The 17,204-nt window shown below is 72.4% G+C and carries 15 protein-coding genes and 1 riboswitch; of the genes, 7 read left to right on the top strand and 8 right to left on the bottom strand.

Annotation, left to right across the window (positions count from 1 at the left end; translation table 11 throughout):
* Positions 1-22: 22 nt before the first annotated feature.
* Positions 23-94, bottom strand: a riboswitch (cobalamin riboswitch).
* Positions 95-414: 320 nt separating this feature from the next.
* Positions 415-618 (top strand): transcription antiterminator/RNA stability regulator CspE, encoded by a 204-nt coding sequence (gene cspE / locus J2S41_RS08990; RefSeq protein WP_033337577.1) that lies wholly within the window; start codon positions 415-417, stop codon positions 616-618.
* A gap of 159 nt (positions 619-777) precedes the next feature.
* Positions 778-1,836 (top strand): aminoglycoside phosphotransferase family protein, encoded by a 1,059-nt coding sequence (locus J2S41_RS08985; protein WP_310365436.1) that lies wholly within the window; start codon positions 778-780, stop codon positions 1,834-1,836.
* Here the strand turns inward: J2S41_RS08985 and ppk2 are convergent.
* The 4 genes from ppk2 to J2S41_RS08965 form a co-directional block, all read right to left on the bottom strand.
* Positions 1,833-2,765 carry a polyphosphate kinase 2 gene (gene ppk2 / locus J2S41_RS08980; RefSeq protein WP_310365433.1) on the bottom strand — a complete coding sequence of 311 codons (933 nt, stop codon included), beginning with the start codon at positions 2,763-2,765 and terminating at the stop codon, positions 1,833-1,835. The two genes, J2S41_RS08985 and ppk2, sit on opposite strands and share 4 nt — an antisense overlap.
* Positions 2,766-3,077: 312 nt before the next feature.
* The gene (locus tag J2S41_RS08975) at positions 3,078-4,262 is read right to left on the bottom strand and encodes a hypothetical protein (protein WP_310365430.1); all 1,185 of its coding nucleotides are present in this window, start codon (positions 4,260-4,262) and stop codon (positions 3,078-3,080) included.
* A gap of 123 nt (positions 4,263-4,385) precedes the next feature.
* Entirely contained in the window at positions 4,386-6,413 is a 2,028-nt protein-coding gene (locus J2S41_RS08970; protein WP_310365429.1) for a glycerophosphodiester phosphodiesterase family protein, read from the bottom strand.
* A 112-nt stretch (positions 6,414-6,525) separates the two neighbouring features.
* Complete coding sequence (locus tag J2S41_RS08965) at positions 6,526-7,809, bottom strand: citrate synthase (protein ID WP_310365425.1); 1,284 nt, start codon at positions 7,807-7,809, stop codon at positions 6,526-6,528.
* A gap of 293 nt (positions 7,810-8,102) precedes the next feature.
* Between J2S41_RS08965 and J2S41_RS08960 the strand changes: the two genes are divergently transcribed.
* Positions 8,103-8,918 carry a class I SAM-dependent methyltransferase gene (locus tag J2S41_RS08960; protein WP_310365422.1) on the top strand — a complete coding sequence of 272 codons (816 nt, stop codon included), beginning with the start codon at positions 8,103-8,105 and terminating at the stop codon, positions 8,916-8,918.
* Here J2S41_RS08960 and J2S41_RS08955 read toward each other — a convergent pair.
* Both J2S41_RS08955 and J2S41_RS08950 read right to left on the bottom strand, forming a co-directional pair.
* A complete protein-coding gene (locus J2S41_RS08955) occupies positions 8,901-9,551 on the bottom strand; it encodes an SDR family oxidoreductase (RefSeq protein WP_310365419.1) in 651 nt (216 codons plus the stop codon). The genes J2S41_RS08960 and J2S41_RS08955 overlap by 18 nt on opposite strands.
* 8 nt (positions 9,552-9,559) lie before the next feature.
* A complete protein-coding gene (locus J2S41_RS08950; RefSeq protein ID WP_310365416.1) occupies positions 9,560-10,459 on the bottom strand; it encodes a phosphotransferase in 900 nt (299 codons plus the stop codon).
* A gap of 94 nt (positions 10,460-10,553) precedes the next feature.
* Between J2S41_RS08950 and J2S41_RS08945 the strand changes: the two genes are divergently transcribed.
* Positions 10,554-11,162: a M15 family metallopeptidase gene (locus tag J2S41_RS08945; protein WP_310365414.1), complete on the top strand. Its 609-nt coding sequence runs from the start codon at positions 10,554-10,556 to the stop codon at positions 11,160-11,162.
* Here the strand turns inward: J2S41_RS08945 and J2S41_RS08940 are convergent.
* A complete protein-coding gene (locus J2S41_RS08940) occupies positions 11,140-12,576 on the bottom strand; it encodes an ATP-binding protein (RefSeq protein WP_310365412.1) in 1,437 nt (478 codons plus the stop codon). The two genes, J2S41_RS08945 and J2S41_RS08940, sit on opposite strands and share 23 nt — an antisense overlap.
* A 58-nt stretch (positions 12,577-12,634) precedes the next feature.
* On the opposite strand from J2S41_RS08940, the gene J2S41_RS08935 reads away from it, so the two are divergent.
* The 3 genes from J2S41_RS08935 (at position 12,635) to J2S41_RS08925 (ending at position 16,107) form a co-directional block, all read left to right on the top strand.
* Positions 12,635-13,339, top strand: a complete 705-nt coding sequence (locus tag J2S41_RS08935; protein ID WP_310365410.1) for a VOC family protein — start codon at positions 12,635-12,637, stop codon at positions 13,337-13,339.
* A gap of 99 nt (positions 13,340-13,438) precedes the next feature.
* The gene (locus J2S41_RS08930) at positions 13,439-14,404 is read left to right on the top strand and encodes an Acg family FMN-binding oxidoreductase (protein ID WP_310365408.1); all 966 of its coding nucleotides are present in this window, start codon (positions 13,439-13,441) and stop codon (positions 14,402-14,404) included.
* 80 nt (positions 14,405-14,484) lie between these two features.
* Positions 14,485-16,107, top strand: a complete 1,623-nt coding sequence (locus J2S41_RS08925; RefSeq protein WP_310376329.1) for a GAF domain-containing sensor histidine kinase — start codon at positions 14,485-14,487, stop codon at positions 16,105-16,107.
* 53 nt (positions 16,108-16,160) lie between these two features.
* Here J2S41_RS08925 and J2S41_RS08920 read toward each other — a convergent pair whose 3' ends face one another.
* A complete protein-coding gene (locus J2S41_RS08920) occupies positions 16,161-17,192 on the bottom strand; it encodes an ABC transporter substrate-binding protein (RefSeq protein WP_310365405.1) in 1,032 nt (343 codons plus the stop codon).
* Positions 17,193-17,204: the final 12 nt, after the last annotated feature.

Genomic DNA, 17,204 nt, shown 5'->3' with positions numbered 1-17,204 from the left:
GTGGTCGGTGCGAGCGGCCGGAGTGACCTGACTCCCGGGCGGCGATGCCGCGCGGTCACAGTGGCGGGACCGTCCCGGACTCGCACCGGGTTTCCTCCGCATCCGCTCGACGGCCATGCTCGCCTACCCTCGCGGTGCACGTCAACGCGGGGGTCGCCGGTGCCGCCGCGTGAACGCCGGGTTTTCACGCGGATTCATCTGGTGCGGGCCGGTAACCGTGTTAGCATCGCAACGTTGCAGTTTTGGTTCCCAGTGTTTTGGCTCTCCCCGGAGAGTTCGGCAGCGCCTGCGGGATTACGACCGCGGGCGCTTCTTGCGTTGGGGCCGGAAATGCGACACACGGGCTCGTGAGTTGCGAGCTCATTACCTACGACTCCGCACGACGCGGGGTTCGATTTGGCAAGGAGAAGTACCATGGCTGTCGGCACCGTCAAGTGGTTCAACGCGGACAAGGGCTACGGCTTCATCACCCCTGACGACGGCGGAAACGACGTCTTCGCCCACTTCTCGGCGATTCAGTCCAGCGGCTACCGTTCTCTCGACGAGAACCAGCGGGTTGAGTTCGAGATCACCCAGGGCCAGCGTGGCCCGCAGGCGGCGAACATCCGCCCGCTCTAAGGACCACTCACACCGCCCGCGCCATCCGGGCCGGGCGGTGCCCAAGACCTCATAAAAAAGCACCGGCAGCACCACTGCCGGTGCTTTTTTGTGCTTCTCCGCCGTACCACGGCATGATGATCGTCACTGTTTCCACCGACGTCATCCCGGGGGTACGCCGTGCAGGCTCCACAGCCCGTCCGGACCCGCATCGGCGGCGCCGTCACGCATGCCGAGACGCTGACTCACAACTCAGGCAACGCGGCCACCGGCGGCATCTGGCGCGTGCACGGGCCGGCCGGCACCGCGATCCTCAAGGTGGCCCGGCCGCCCTCGGCGGCGCCCGCCGGCAGCCCGTCCTGGCAGACCAGCGACGCGCCGGAGCACTGGAACTACTGGCGCCGCGAGGTCACCGCGTACACCTCCGGCTTCGCGGCCGAGGCCTACGCCGGCACCGGCATCGAGGTGCCGGAGCCGCTGGCCACCGTCCCCCGGCCGGACGGCGCGATCGAGCTGTGGCTGGCCGAGGCGACCGGCGCGCACGGCACGGCCTGGCCGCCCGCGCGGTTCCGGCACTTCGCGCGTCAGCTCGGCGCCGGGCAGGCGCGCTGGGCCGGCCGGGTTCCCGCGCTGCCGTGGCTGTCCCGGCGCTGGCTGCGGCAGTACCTGGCGCACGGCCCGGCCACCACGGTCACGATGCGCACCGACGAGGACTGGTCCCACCCGCTGACCGCGGCCTGGCCCGCGGCGGAGCTGCGCCGGGTGTGGGAGCACCGCGAGACCGTGCTCCGCCGGGCCGAGGAGCAGCCGCGCACGCTCGCGCACCTGGACGTCTGGCCGACCAACCTGATCGCGGACGGCGACCGTACCGTGCTGATCGACTGGGCGTTCACCGGCGACGGCGCGCTCGGCGAGGACATCGCCAACCTGATCATCGACAGCGTCACGGACAACCTGATCGACGCCGCGCTGCTGCCCGACATCGAGGACGCGGCCACCGAGGGCTACCTGGAGGGCTTGCGTGACGGCGGCTGGCAGGGCGACCCCGACGGGGTCCGGCGCGCGATCGCGGCGTGCGGGGCCGCGAAGTACGGCTGGTTCGCGCCCGCGGTGCTCGGCCGCATGATCCGCGGCCACCGGATCGGCAACGCCTACGGCCGCTCCCTGGCCGACGACGCCGCGGAGCTGGAACGCCTCCGCGGCCTGGTCACCATGATCGTCCGCTGGGCCGCGCTCTAAAGGCGCGGGAAGACGCGCGGCGAGGCCTGGACGCCCTCGACCGCGAGCGAGGCCGGGCCGACGATGAGCGGGTCGGGCCGGCCGACCAGGTCCTCGTCCTTGTCCTCGTAGTCGAAGCGGCTCAGCACGTACCGCATGGCCTCGATCCTGGCCCGTTTCTTGTCGTTGCTCTTGACGACCGTCCACGGAGCGTCGGCCGTGTCCGTGTAGAAGAACATGGCCTCCTTCGCCTCGGTGTAGTCGTCCCACTTGTCCAACGACTGGAGGTCCATCGGGGAGAGCTTCCACTGCCGGACCGGGTCGACCTGCCGGATCGCGAAGCGGGTGCGCTGCTCGCCGCTGGTCACCGAGAACCAGAACTTGACCAGCCGGATGCCGGACCGGACCAGCATGCGCTCCAGCTCCGGCGCCTGCCGCATGAACTCGAGGTACTCGGTGCGCGTGCAGAAGCCCATCACGCGCTCCACGCCGGCCCGGTTGTACCAGGACCGGTCGAACAGGACGATTTCGCCGGCCGCGGGCAGGTGCTGGATGTAGCGCTGGAAGTACCACTGGGTGGACTCGCGCTCGCTCGGCTTCTCCAGCGCCACCACCCGGGCGCCGCGCGGGTTCAGGTGCTCCATGAACCGCTTGATGGTGCCGCCCTTGCCGGCCGCGTCCCGGCCCTCGAACAGGATCACCAGCCGCTCGCCGGACGCCTTGCAGTGGTTCTGCAGCTTGAGCAGCTCGATCTGGAGCAGCCGCTTCTGCCGGTCGTACTCGGGGCGGTGCATGCGCTCGTCGTACGGGTAGTCCTCGCGCCAGGTGTCGACCGGCGAGCCGTCCGGTTTGATCAGGATCGGGTCGTCATCGTCGTCGTCCCGCACGTCGTACTCCCCGAGCTGGTCCAGTACGGGCTGAAGATCATCGGCGTGCGTCATGTCCACCATGACAGGGTCATACCCCGTCGCGGCGCCGCCGAAGATGCCTACAGCCGGCGAAATCTTCATGAACTGCGGCGCTTGCCGGTGGGGTCGTCGTCACCGCCCTGGCGTTCGACGTCATCAACGGCTTCCACGACACCAGACCGCTGTAGGAAACCCATGTGATCTGCCCGGGTTGGTCTCACATCACCGTCCAGGCCTCCCGGCGAGACCGGTCGTCGCTGGCGCTCCTCCCTGCCAGTGCCGTGGCCGCAAGGGCGGCACACCCCGGCGGGGGCCGCACCGGCGCCGGCCCCTCTCGTCCCGGCCCGGCGCCGTTCAACCCGCCGGCGGGCGCGTGTCGGTCCGATCGGCCGCCCCGTCAGGCCGGTCATCCCCGGGCACGACGTCATGCCGGCCGCTTCCCGGCGCGGCGTCGTGCCGGGCGGCTTCCGCCGTGGCGTCATGTCGGGGCGCCGCGTCGTGCCGGTCAGCCCCCGGCGCCGCGTCGTGCCAGACGGCTCCCGGCGCCGCGTCTCGCAGGGCGGGTCCCGGCGTGACGTCGTGCCGGGCGGGTCCCGGCGCCGCGTCTCGCAGGGCGGGTCCCGGCGTGACGTCGTGCCGGGCGGGTCCCGGCGCCGCGTCTCGCAGGGCGGGTCCCGGCGTGACGTCCCGTCGCGCGGGTTCAGGGGGCCGGGTGGGGCCTTCGGCACCGGGCTCGAGGCTCGCGGACCGGCGGCGCCGCCGGCGATTGCGCGCGGCCTTCCAGATGCCGGCCGCGGTCAGCCCGAGCAGCGAGAAGATCGTGGCGAGGAGTCCCAGGAGCGCGGTGACGGCACCGGTCACGGCGTCGAACGCACGACGGACCGGGTTGACCGGCTGCACCGGTTCGGGCAGCGCCTCCACCGGGACCCTGATCAGCGTGTCCGGCACCAGGGACTCGTCGGAGTCGGCGAGCAGCACCCGGAACCGGACGGTCAGCGTCAGCGAGCCGGCCCGGGCCGGCGTGACCGCCCACTCCCACTCGGCCCAGTCCTCCTCGGAGATGAGCGGCTGCACGCCGCCGGCGGTGGGCATCACGGTCAGGTCCGCGCCGGCCGCGGCCACCGCTTCCACGCGCGCGCCGACGAAGACCGGCGCGCTGCGCACCGGCCCGGCCGACGACGGCGCGACGCCGGGCGGCCCGGCCGCGCACGCGGTGCTGAGCTCGCCGCAGACCCGGGCGCTGATGTGCACGGTCTCGCCCACCGTGACCTCTTTGGGCGAGCCCACGTAGGCCGTGCCGTCGCGCAGGCTGGTCCGCGCGTCGCTGTAGATCTGCTGGATGTCGGCCTGCGGCGGCTCGGCGGCCGGCAGTTCGTCGTCGGGGGTACCCGGCGCCCCGGTGGCGCCGACCTGCGGCCCGTCGCGGCTCTGCCCGGCCAGCACGGCCGCCAGGACGGTGAGTCCGGCGCACAGGCACAGCGCCGCGGCGGCCACCACGAGCACGACCGGCAGCGCCCGCCGGGGCGTCCTGTCCGCCATGTCCGTCCGTCCTTGCCGCGCGGCGATGATGCCGACCAACATATCGACCGGCACACATGATCAGTACCGCGCCGCGACGGGCCGCCGCCGAGGGATCGGCGGCGGCCCGGGAGCGGCGAGCGGTCAGCGGAGGCCGTTGCGGATGGCGATCTGGATGAGCAGCGCGGGGGTGTCGGAGATGATGCCGTCGACGCCGAGGTCGATGGCGCGCTGGATGACCGCCGGGTCGTCCAGCGTGTACGGGACGACCTTCAGGCCGTCGCGGCGCTGGAGGACCGGCACCGTGGGGCCGTGGAAGTACGACGGGTCCGTCCGGATGTACCAGTCCGGGTGCGGGGCGGCCGGCTGGGACGGGTCGTGGACCTGCCAGTTGGCGGAGACCGTGCCGGCGCCGGCGGCGCGGACCAGCTTGCCCAGGTCGCGGAAGCGCCACCAGTCCAGGCTGCCGGTCCACGGGCTGCGCACCGACGGGTCGCCGTAGACGGCCCGCAGCGAGCACTCGTCGGCCGGCGACGCGCACTCGGCCGGGCCGTACTGCCAGACCAGCGCCACGGTCTCGATGCGCGGGTCGAGGCGCCGGGACAGCTGGATGGTGCGCCAGTCGAACGACTGGATGGTGACGCGCGAGGTCATCCGCGCCCGCTGGATCGCGGTGACCAGCTTGCGGGTGAAGACGTCGTAGCGCTCGGTGTCGTTCACCGTCGGACTGATCTTCGTCTCGATGTTGAGCCGGACGTCGGTACGACCGGACGCCGCCACCAGCTCGAAGACCTCGGTGAGCGTGGGGACGCGCGCCCCGGGCACCGGCGTCTGGCCGGGCAGGTTCGTCCGCGTACCGCAGTCGAGGGTCTTGATCTGCGCGAGCGTCAGCGAGTGCACCAGGTCGCCCACGTAGGGGTACGCCGGGTCACCCGGGGTCGCGGGCGCGGTGTCGACGCAGTGCGAGCCGTTGATCGTGCGGTCGTGCAGCACCACCAGGTGGCCGTCGCGGGTGACGCCGGTGTCCAGCTCCAGCGTGGAGATCGCCGGTTCGGCCAGCGACGCGGAGAACGCGGGCAGCGTGTTCTCCGGGAGCGTGGCGCGGCCGCCGCGGTGGGCCTGCACGTCGAACGGCGACCGGTACCCGCGCGGCAGCTGGTATCCGCGCGAGGAGAGCAGCGTGCGCAGCCGGTCCGGGTAGTCGGTGATCAGGCCGTCCACGCCGTCGTCGAGCAGCTTCGCCATGGTGGGCACGTCGTTGACGGTCCACGGGACGACCTTGATGCCGTTGCGGTGCGCGTGCGTCACCATCGCCTCGGTGACGTAGGGCCGGTACGCCGGGTCGGACACGGTGCCGTTCTGCGGGAAGCCGTGCACGGGCGAGAACGCGTACGCCCCGAAGGTCTTGATCGCCTTGATCGGGTCGCCGCCGAAGTCGTCGATGTCCAGGCCGCCCAGCCACGGCGACGCGCCCGGCTGCCCCACCTGGAGGAAGTCGTAGTTGGTCAGCGCCACCCGGGGCAGCCGCGGCTCGACCTCGCGGAACCGCTTCAGCGCACCCCAGTCGAAGCTCTGGATCGTGACCTGGCGCAGCATCCCGGCCTTGCGGATCTCGGCCAGCGTGACCTGGACGAACTGCTCGCGCGGCGCGGTCTCGGAGGGCGCGCCCGCCTCCACCTTGGTCTCCACATTGAGCGTCACGTCGTCCGCGCGGTAGCGCTTGACCAGCGCGAAGACCTCGCTCAGCAGCGGCATGCGGGCACCCGGCACGGCCAGCTGCCCCGGCTTATCGGCCAGCGACCTCGATCCGCAGTCGAGCGTACGGACCTGGGCCAGCGTCAGCGTGTTGACATACTTTCCGACGTACGGGAACTCCGGGTCGCCGGGCGTGACGGGCGCGGTGTCGGCGCACTTGGTGCCGGAGACGCGCCGGTCGTGGGTGACCACGGCCTGCCGGTCCTCGGTGATCTGCACGTCCAGCTCCAGCGTGCGCACGCCGAGTTGGAGCGCGTTGCCGAAGGACGCCAGCGTGTTCTCCACGCGCAGGCCGAGCCCGCCGCGGTGGGCCTGCAGGTCGAATGATCTCCGGGCCGAGGCCGATGCCGGCGCCACCAGCGCGCCCGCGATCAGCGCCGACGCCAGGGTGGCGGTCAGCAGTCGTCGATTCCACATGGAACCGCATGGTGTCGGGCGCGGGCGGCCATCAGGGAACATCGACGTTAACGGCAATCATGCAAGAAGGCCCGCGCCGGGGCGCGGGCCTTATCGCGGAACCGGAATCGGGTCAGCGCTCGGTGATCGGGACGAACGCGCGCTCCGGCGAGCCGGTGTAGAGCTGCCGCGGGCGGCCGATCTTCGTCGCCGGGTCGTTGATCATTTCGCGCCACTGCGCGATCCAGCCGGGGAGCCGGCCGAGCGCGAACAGCACCGTGAACATCTTGGTCGGGAAGCCCATCGCCTTGTAGATGAGGCCCGTGTAGAAGTCCACGTTGGGGTAGAGCTTGCGAGAGATGAAGAAGTCGTCGGCGAGCGCGATCTCCTCCAGCTTCATCGCGAGCTCGAGCAGCGGGTCGTTGCCGCCGGTGCGCTCGAGCACGTCCCGCGCGGCCTGCTTGACGATGGCGGCGCGCGGGTCGTAGTTCTTGTAGACCCGGTGCCCGAAGCCCATCAGCTTGACGCCGGGCTCCTTCTTCTTCACGCGCTCGACGAACGCGTTGACGTCGCCGCCGTTCGCGTGGATGCCGTTGAGCATGGTCAGCACGGCCTCGTTCGCGCCGCCGTGCAGCGGGCCGAACAGCGCGTTCACGCCGGCCGAGACGGAGGCGAAGAGGTTCGCGTGGCTGGAGCCGACCAGGCGGACCGTGGAGGTGGAGCAGTTCTGCTCGTGGTCCGCGTGCAGGACGAGCAGCATGTCCAGCACCTGCGCCACGACCGGGTCGATCTCGTAGTCCTCGGTCGGGACGCCGAAGGTCATGCGGAGGAAGTTCTCCACGTAACCCAGATTGTTGTCCGGGTAGAGCATCGGCTGACCGATGGACTTCTTGTAGGCGTACGACGCTATGGTCGGCACCTTGGCCAGCAGCCGGACCGTGGAGATCTCCACGTCCTCGGGATTGAACGGGTCGAGCGCGTCCTGGTAGAAGGTCGACAGCGCGCTCACCGCGGAGGAGAGCACGGCCATCGGGTGCGCGTCACGCGGGAAACCGCCGAAGAACTGGCGCATCTCCTCATGCAGCAGCGTGTGCTTGCGGACGCGGGAGTCGAACTCGGCGAGCTGGTCCGCCGTGGGCAGCTCACCGTAGATGAGGAGGTAGGACGTCTCGAGGAACGACGCCTTGCCCGCCAGCTGGTCGATCGGGTAGCCACGGTAGCGCAGAATTCCGGCGTCGCCGTCGATGTAGGTGATCGCGGAGGTGCATGAGGCGGTGTTGACGAATCCGGTGTCGAGGGTGACGTATCCGGTTTCCTTCAACAACTGACCGACGTCAACGCCCGCCGGTCCCTCAACCGCGTTCCGAACCGGCATCGACAGCTGTCCGCCAGGATGCTCAAGCTTGACATCCGTCATGTATTTCCCTCGCTTTACCGGCAGATCTCTGGGTAGACCTTCCGTTCACCGTAAACCCTCCGCCCGAGACTGGCGCAACGGCCCCAGTGAGGCATGGATCACCGAGCGCGGTCATCGCGCCTTAACGCGTCCTTAACGGATGCTGTTCGGCTGAGCTTCTCCGGGAACCATATCGCCGCCACGACGGCCGGCGGGCGCGAAATGTGCAGTGCGCCCGTTCTGCCGGATGCCGCACCAGCCCCGGCGTCACCGGTGCCCCCACGGGCGAGCGCGGCCCGCGTACCGTCGAATTCATGGTGCGGGTTCGCCTCACGGAGGCGCGCGAGACGCTGTTGGTAACGCTGTACGCCCGGGCGCTCGACGCCCGCGCGGCACACCCGGTGCTGGGCGACACCATGGCCGCGGCCGCGGTCGACGCCATCGACTACGACTTCTCCGCCACCGGCATCAGCCCGCAGATGGCGCCCACCGTGGCGGTGCGGGCCAGGTTCCTGGACGGGTGGGTGCGCGAGTTCCTGCGCGAGCACGACGGCGAGGTCACCGTGGTCCACCTCGGCGCCGGGCTGGACACCCGCGTCTGGCGCGTCGATCCCCGGCCCGGCGCCGAGTGGTACGACGTGGACTTCCCGGACGTCGTCGAGCTGCGCCACACGCTGTTCCCGGACCGGCCCGGCTACCACACGATCGGCGCGTCCGTCACCGACGACGGCTGGCTCGACCGCATCCCGGCCGGGCACCCCACGCTCGCGATCGCGGAGGGCCTGAGCATGTACCTCACCGAGGAGCAGGGCATCTCACTGCTGCGCCGGATCACCGGCCGGTTCGGCGAGGGCACCACGATCGCGTTCGACGCGTTCAACCGGCTGGCGATCCGCGCCCAGAAGCTGAACCCGGCGGTCCGCCTCTCCGGCGCCACGCTGCACTGGAGCGTGGACGACCCGCACGACCCGGTCCGGGCCGTGCCCGGGCTGCGGCTGCGCGACGCGGTGGACGCGATCACCGCGCCCGGCACCGAGGAACTGCCGCGCGTCACCCGGCTGCTCGGCTCCGCGCTCCGGCCGATCCCGGCCGTGCGGCACATGTCCCGCTATCTACGGTACGAGCGCTGACGCGATCGGCGTGCCGCCGTTGTTGAACTCGACGGTCCGGCCGCGGGTGGCCGGGTCGGCCAGCGCCGCCGCCACGGCCGCGGCCACGTCCGCGCGGGTCACGCTGGTGGCGGTCGCGCCCTGCTCCGCGGTCTCGATCAGCCCGGTCGGCGCGTCGGACGTGAGCCGGCTCGGCCGCAGGATCGTCCAGTCCAGCCCGGTGCCGGCCAGGTGGGCGTCGGCCGCGGACTTCGCCTCCGCGTACGGGAAGAAGCCGCTCTCCTGCGGCGTGCCGTGGTCCGGGCCGGCGCCGAAGTAGGACACCATCACGAACCGCCGCACGCCCGCGCTCACGGCCGCGTCCATCGTCCGGATCGCGGCGTCCCGGTCCACCGCGTACGTCCGCGCCGGATCGCCGCCGCCCGCGCCCGCCGACCAGACCACCGCGTCGTGGCCCGCGAGCAGCGCCGCGATCGCCTCGGTGTCCAGCTTCTCCAGGTCCGCGACGACCGGGCGGGCCCCGGTGGCGGCCACGTCCGGCGTGTGCTCCGGGTTGCGGAACACCGAGGTCACCTCGTCGCCGGCCCGGACCAGCAGCGGCGCCAGCAGCAGCGCCACCTTGCCGTGGCCGCCGACGATCACGATTCGCGCCATGTGGCCGATCATAGGCCGGAGATCAGGTATCCGCCGAGTGCCCGCCAGGCGAGCGCGGTGTTCTCGTCGTCCCGGTGCGGCACGCGCAGGTCGTGCGCGAACGCGCAGATGTCGGTGAGCGCCCAGCGCAGCCGGTACAGCTCCGCCGCCCCCGGGTCGGCCGTGCGGTCCGGGTCCGCCATCCACAGGTCGCGCTCGCGGGGCGCGACGGCGACCGTGTCCCAGTCGATCAGCCGGATGCCGCCGCCCGCCGGCAGCATCACGTTGCCCGGGTGCGGCTCGCCGTGCGTGACCACCCAGGTGTCCCGCCGCGCCCGCACGGCCGGGACCAGCGCGTCGTACCGGGCGAACAGCGCGTCGATCCGGTCCCGGTGGGCGAGGAGCAGGTCGCGGGCCCGGTCCGCGTACGGCCCCGGGCCCCACGGCGGACCCGCGCGGGTGAGCTCGTCGCGGCGCGGGACGGTCAGCGGGTCCACCGGCGCGCCCGGCGGCACCGGCGCCGCGTGCATGCGGTCGAGCGCGTCGCGCAGCCGCCGCCGCGCCGGTGCGGGCAGTTCGTCGCCGAAGTCGTGGGACGCGCCGTCGATCGCCTCGGCCACGGACACCGCGCTGCCCCCGGCCAGCACGGTCAGGCAGCGCCCGTCCGGCCGCCGGCGCGGCGCCGCCACGAACTCCAGCCCCGCCTCGCGCAGCGCCGCCGCAGTGCCGAACGCCCGCTCCAGCGCGACCGGGTCCGCGTCCAGGTCGACGGTGACGAACCAGTCCGCGCCGCCGGTGTCCCGGGCGCGGTAGTGGTGGGCGCCGAAGCCGACCGGCGCGTACTCCAGCGCGGCGACCGCGATGCCCCATCCGTCGCGCAGCGCCCGGGTGAGCGCGGCACGATCGAATCCGGGTGGCTCGGCGAACACGACCGCGACTCTATGCCCGGCGCGCCAGGCCGGCCGGGAACCTCAGGTCGCCGGGTGGGCTGCCGATGGGTGGTTGAAGCAGCGGAGGTGGATCGTGCTGAACGGCATCACGGGCGTCACCGCCCGGATCAACGACATCGAGCACCGGATCGCGTCGATGACGCAGCAGACCGCGGCGAGAACCGCGACCGCGGTGTCGCAGACGGGCCAGGCGTTCGCGTCCGCGCTGGCCAGCGCCGTGAGCGGGAGCACGGCCGGCACGCCGGCGACGACCGCGACCAACATGAAGGTCAACGCCAGCGGCGTTCCGGAGGATCTGGCCGCGTACGGCAACGGGAAGGTCCCGGCGTCCGCGCTCGGCCAGGTCGGTGGCACCGGGCACCGGCTGTGGGGGCCGGCCGCGGAGAAGCTGACGCAGCTGATCGCGGACGCCAAGGCGCAGGGCGTGACGATCGGGATCACCGACTCGTACCGGCCGTACGAGGAACAGGTCGACCTGGCCCGGCGCAAGGGCCTCTACTCGCAGGGCGGGCTGGCCGCGAAGCCGGGCACCTCCGACCACGGCTGGGGCATGGCCGCGGACCTGGACCTGAACGCGAAGGCGCTCACCTGGATGCGGCAGAACGCCGGACGGTACGGCTTCGAGGAGGACACCCCGCGCGAGTCCTGGCACTGGGGGTTCAAGCCGGAGAAACTGATGTGAGCGCCTGAAGCAGCTCGGACTGGCTGATCGGCTCCGGAACGTACCCCCGGGCCTCTTCCATGGCCTTCTGCAACTGCACCCGGCGCAGCGCCTCGCGGATGTCCGCCCCGGTGGCGCCCGGGCACGCGACGGCGAGTTCGCGCGCGTCGACGTCGTCGCCGAACATGCGGAATCCGGGCGTCTCGTGCGCCGCGATCAGCCCGCGCAGCATCTTCGAGATGATCTCCGCGCGGCCGTCGGCGTCCGGCTTCGGCACGGACAGTTTGATGTCGAACCGGCCGGACCGGATCAGCGACGCGTCCACCCGGTCCGGGAAGTTCGTCGTGGCGACCACGATGACCCGCGGATTCGCCTCGATCAGCGTGTTCATCTCCTGCTTGAAGATGCCGGCCACCGAGTTGATCGCCTGCCCGGCCGCGTCCTGGCCGCCGCCGGTGTAGCTGATGATCGAGTCGAACTCGTCGAACAGCAGCACGGTCGGCGTGGTGTAGCGGCGCGCCTCGGTGAAGATCTTCTTGATGTTCCGCTCGGACGCGCCGAGCCAGCGGTCCAGGATCTCCGGCGTGCGGATCTCGCGCAGTTCGCCGCCGATCTCGTTGGCCAGCGCGGTGGCCAGCATGGTCTTGCCGGTGCCGGGCGGCCCGTAGAGCAGGATGCCCTGCGGCCGCCGTGCACCCCAGCGCGCCATCGCCTCCGGGTGGTTGAACGAGACCGCCACCTCGCGCAGCTGGCTCACGATGTGGTCGAGCCCGCCGACCTGGTCGAGACTCACGGCACCGGACCGCTCCGCGACCTCCTCCGGATGCAGCGTGAGCGTGTAGCGGCCGCTCAGGTCGCCGCCGGCCAGCTCCGCCAGCACCTCGAAGAACAGTTCCACGAAGCCGCGCAGGTACGGCACGAGCGGCGTGTCCGCGCGCCGCGGCGCCTCGGCCGTCACCGTCACGGACACCTGCTGCGGCAGCGCGGCCGGCTCCACGTCGTAGGTCACCCGCGCGGACAGGCCGGACACCGCGTCCACCAGCGTCCGGTCCCGCGGCAGGTCCTCCGGCCGCTCACCCAGCCGCCGGATGGTCTCCCCGGCCAGCGACGCGGTCCGGGCCGCGAAGCCCAGCGGGTCCCGGGTCGCCATCTGCCGCGCGATCAGCACGCCGACCGGGCCGGTCAGCCCGATCCGGAGCGCGTCGAACCCGCCGCCGCGCCGCGCCGTGCCCACGAACCGGTAGACCGGCCCGCTGGTCGACAGGCGGCTGCCGGCGGTCAGCGCCACCGCGCGCAGCGGCCCCGGGAACCCGGCGCCGTGCAGCAGCTCCACGGGCTCCGGACCGGCCGCGGCCAGCAGGATCGCGTCCGGGTCGACGATCCGCACGGACGCGCCCCGGCACTCGACGGTCTCGGCGGGCGGTCTGAGCTCCATGGAAACCCCCTCTGCCATCGAGTCTGCCACGCCGGGGACGATCGGGCAGGATGTGACCATGACGCTCGCCAGCCTGAAGGACATCTGCGTCGACGCCTCCGACCGGGCTCGGACGGCCGCGTTCTGGCAGCTCGCGCTGCGCGCGGAGCGGACGCCGCACCGGACCCACCCGGAGTTCTGGTGGCTGACGCCGGGCATCGGGGACTCGACCATCGTGTGGATCAACGAGGTGCCGGACGCGCCGCCGCCGGTGAAGACGCGCGTGCACCTCGACCTGCGGCTCGGGCCGGACGAGACGATCGCGCCGCTGGTCGAGGCCGGTGCCACGGTGCTGCTGGAGCCGCGGCCGGACGAGAGGTGGTGGCTGATGACGGACCCGGAGGGCAACGAGTTCTGCGTGTTCGTGCCGGACGGTCGCCCGGCCCGCCTCTACGAGCTGGTGGTGGACGCCCGGGACGGCGCCGCGCAGGCCCGGTGGTGGCAGACGGTCCTCGGCGGCTCCGTGCGGCCCGGCGACGACTACTGGGCGCTGACCGGCGGCGCCGGCCAGCCGTTCGAGTTCTTCGTGTTCCAGAACGTGCCCGAGCCGAAGACCGTGAAGAACCGCCTGCACTGGGACGTGACGATGACCGATCCGGCGCCGGACGCGCTGGTCGCGGCCGGCGCGACCGTGCTGCGCGCGCCGGACCAGGACATCAGCTGGTGGATCATGGCGGACCCGGAGGGCAACGAGTTCTGCGCGTTCCCGCCCGCGGCGTCCTGAGCGGGACCTTGGTCCCGGCGCGCCGGTGCCGCCGGCCCTGACGGCTCCGGGACCGCGCCGGGCAGACTCGTCGCAGCGTACGAACACGGGAGGCACACCATGACGAGCCAGACCAACCGCACGGTGGCGTCCGTGCTCGCCGAGGCCGCGGCGACGGCCGGGTTCGCCCCGTCGGTGCACAACACGCAGCCGTGGCGGTGGCGGGTCCTGCCGGACGCCCTGGAGCTGTACGCCGTACCCGAGCGCAAGCTGCTCTCCGTCGACCCGGCCGGCCGGCTGCTCACGGTCAGCGTCGGCGCCGCTCTGCACCACGCGGTCGTCGCGCTCGCCGCGCTCGGCCACACCGCCGAGGTGACCCGGTTCGACGGCCCGGAACTGCTGGCCCGGATCACGCCGGGCGCGCCGTGCGAGGTGACCCCGGCCGCGATGCGCCGCGTGCAGCAGCTGCGCACCCGGCGCACCGACCGGCGCCCGACCCGCGACGAGCCCGTCCACCCGGACGACCTCACCGCGCTTCAGCGGATCGTCGAGGAGCACGGCGTGCACCTGCACCTGCTCGTCGGCGACCAGGTCTACGAGTTGGCCGCCGCGGCCGGGCGCGCGGCCGAGGTGGAGGCGCGCGACCCGTTCGTCCAGCACGAGCTGGAGTTCTGGAAGGCGAAGACGCTGCCGGCCGAGTCGCTGCCGGAGACGCCGGTGCGGTCCACGGTGCCGAACCGGGACTTCGGCGAGCACGGCCGGCTGCCGATCGGCGAGGGCCACGACGGCTCCGCCTCGTACGGCGTGATCTTCGGTCGCGACGACGAGCCCGCGACGTGGCTGCGCGCCGGTGAGGCGCTGTCCGCGGCGTGGCTGGCCGCGGCCGAACGCGGCGTCGGCGTGCTGCCGCTGTCCGGCGTGATCGAGGTCGACGTGACGCGCACGGCGCTGCGGATGACGCTCTCCGAGCTGGGTTACCCGTACCTCGTGGTGCGCCTCGGCCTGCCCGACTCCGACCACGCGGGACCGCCGGCCACGCCGCGGATGCCGGCGGCGCAACTCATCGACACCTCGGCCGTATCCTAGCGGTCGTGGCCGCAGACCAACCGCCGTCGCTCGGGCTCGGGCCGCTGTCCCGGGTCCGCCTCGACGAACTGCTCCAGGAGATGCTCGACCGCGTCGGCGACGTCGTGGCGAGCCGGGAACGGCTGCGGGCGCTGCTCGACGCGGTGGTCGGCATCAGCACCGACCTCGACCTGCGCAGCACGCTGCAGCGCATCGTGGAGGCCGCGTGCGAGCTGGCCGGCGCCCGGTACGGCGCGCTCGGCGTGGTCGGGCCGGACCGGCGGCTCACCGACTTCATCACGCACGGCATGACGCCGGAGCAGGCCGCGCACATCGGCGACCTGCCGCACGGGCGTGGCGTGCTGGGTCTGCTCATACAGGACCCGCGGCCGGTGCGCATGCCGGACATCACCCGGCACCCGCAGTCGTACGGGTTCCCGCCGCACCACCCGCCGATGCATTCCTTCCTGGGCGTGCCGCTGCGCATCCGCGAGCACGTCTTCGGCAACCTCTACCTGGCCGAGAAGCGGGGCGCGGCCGAGTTCACCGAGGACGACGAGGAGGTGGTGGTCGCGCTGGCCGCGGCCGCCGGCGTCGCGATCGAGAACGCGCGCCTCTACGCCGTCTCGCACCGGCGCGAGCAGTGGCTGGCCGCGGCCTCGGAGATCACCGCGGTGCTGCTGTCCGAGGTGGGCCGCACCGGCGCGCTGTCGCTGATCGCCCGCCGCGCGCGCGAGGTCTCCGGTGCGTACCTGGTGCTGGTGCTGCTCTACGACGCGGACACGGACCGGCTCACCGTCGAGGTGGTGGACGGCGACACGTCGCTGTCGGCCGGCGCCGAGCTGGTCGCCAGCGAGACCGCGTTCCTGCCCGCGATCACCGGCTCCGGCACGGTCACCGTGGAGAGCCTGGCCAAGTCCGCGGTCTGGCCGGGCGACGTACCGTCCGGGCCGGCCATGGTGGCGCCGCTCGGCAGCGCCGAGGCGCTGCACGGCGTGCTGGTGGTCGCGCACGACCCGGCCGTCACCCGCCACGCCGGCGACGACTCGACCATGCTCGCCACGTTCGCCGGCCAGGCCGCGCTGGCGCTGGAACGCGCCCGCGCGCAGGAGGAGCGCGAGTTGCTGGTGGTGCTGGAGGACCGTGAGCGCATCGCGCGGGACCTGCACGACGTGGTCATCCAGCGGCTGTTCGCCACCGGCCTGCAGTTGCAGACCGCGATCCCGCTGGCCGGCCGCCCCGAGGCGGGCGCGCGGATCAACGCGGCCGTGGACGACCTGGACAGCACGATCCGGGACATCCGCCGCGCCATCTTCGAGCTGCGCGCGCCGGCCGCGCCCGCGCTCCGCGCCGACCTGGGCGAGATGGTCGACGCCGCCACCGCGCCGCTCGGCTTCCGCCCCCGGCTGGACGTCTTCGGCCCGGTGGACAGCGCGGTGCCCGACCGGGTCCGGCCGGACCTGCTGGCCGTGCTCCGTGAGGCGCTGTCCAACGTGGTCAAACACGCGTCCGCGACGCGGGTCGAGGTCGGCGTGCGGGTGGCGGCCGGCCGGCTCACCCTGACCGTCCTCGACGACGGCGTCGGCTGCCCACCGGACGCCGCCCGCAGCGGCCTGGTCAACCTGGCCGACCGCGCCACCAGCCACGGCGGCACGTTCGACCTCTCCCCCGCCCCGGCCCCCCACCCCTCCGGCACGCTCCTGACCTGGTCGATCCCGATCTGAGAGGGCGGGTTGCGGGCCCGTTCCCGGGCGCCTCGGAGCACCCACCTGGTCAGCTACTCTTCGACGAACTCGTTGGTGAAGGTCTTCGACACGTCGATGTCGGTCTCGGCGACCTCCGGGATGGACAGCCCGAGCACCCTGGCGACGGCCTCCGCGCCGTCGGTGGAGACGCGACCGTCCTGCGAGTACGCGTCCTTGGCCGCATCGAGCGCGGCCACGTAGACCTCCGGCTCGCCTGCGGAGTACTCCTCCGGCATCTTGTCGGCGATCTCCTGAGCGGAGTGCTGCTCGATCCAGTTCAGCGCGCGCACGATCGCCTTCGCCATCTTTCTGGCGGTCTCGCGATTCTCGTCGACCCAGTCGGCGTTGGAATACAGCACGGCCGACGGGTACGTGCTCACATCGAACACCTCCCGCACTCCGGCCTCGGTCCTGGTGTCCTCGAGCACCCGGACCCCGCCCTCGCCGGCCCGCTTCTGCAGCAGGGAGAACGCCGGCTCGAGCAGCACCGCGGCGTCGACCTGGCCGCTCTCCACCGCGGCCAAGGCCTTCGTGTCGCCGCCGATGCCGTGGACCGAGGCCGCGTCGAGCTCGAGGCCGTTGGTGCTGAGCAGGTACTTGAGGAAGAAGTCGGTCGACGAGCCCGGCGCGGTGACGCCCACCTTCGCGCCCTGCAGGTCCTCGACTGCCTTGATCTCCTTGCTCGCCTTCGGCGAGACGGCCAGCACCATCGACGGATAGCGCAGCATCGCAACGAACGCCGTCAGGTCGCGTCCCTTGGCCTGCATCTGGATGGTGTGCTCGTAGAAACCGTTGACCACATCGACGCTGCCGCCCTGGAGCGCCTGCAGCGCCTTGGATCCACCCTCCAGGTCGTCGAAGGTCACATCGAGACCCTCGTCCGTGAAGTAGCCGAGCTCGTCGGCCAACGTCGTCGGCAGGTAGACCATCAGCGACTTGCCGCCGACACCGATCTTGACCGTCCGCGACCCACCGTCGCCGGCCGAGTCGTCGCCGCACGCGGTGGGCGACAGCGCAAGCATGGCAGCTGCGGCAAGTGTGAGGAGTCGTCTCGCGCGAACCATCGCATACCTCGT

Source organism: Catenuloplanes atrovinosus, assembly GCF_031458235.1.
In the GTDB taxonomy this organism is placed as follows: Bacteria; Actinomycetota; Actinomycetes; order Mycobacteriales; family Micromonosporaceae; genus Catenuloplanes; species Catenuloplanes atrovinosus.
The sequence above is the reverse complement of the archived record's forward strand: the minus strand, read 5'-3'. Positions and strand labels throughout refer to the sequence as shown.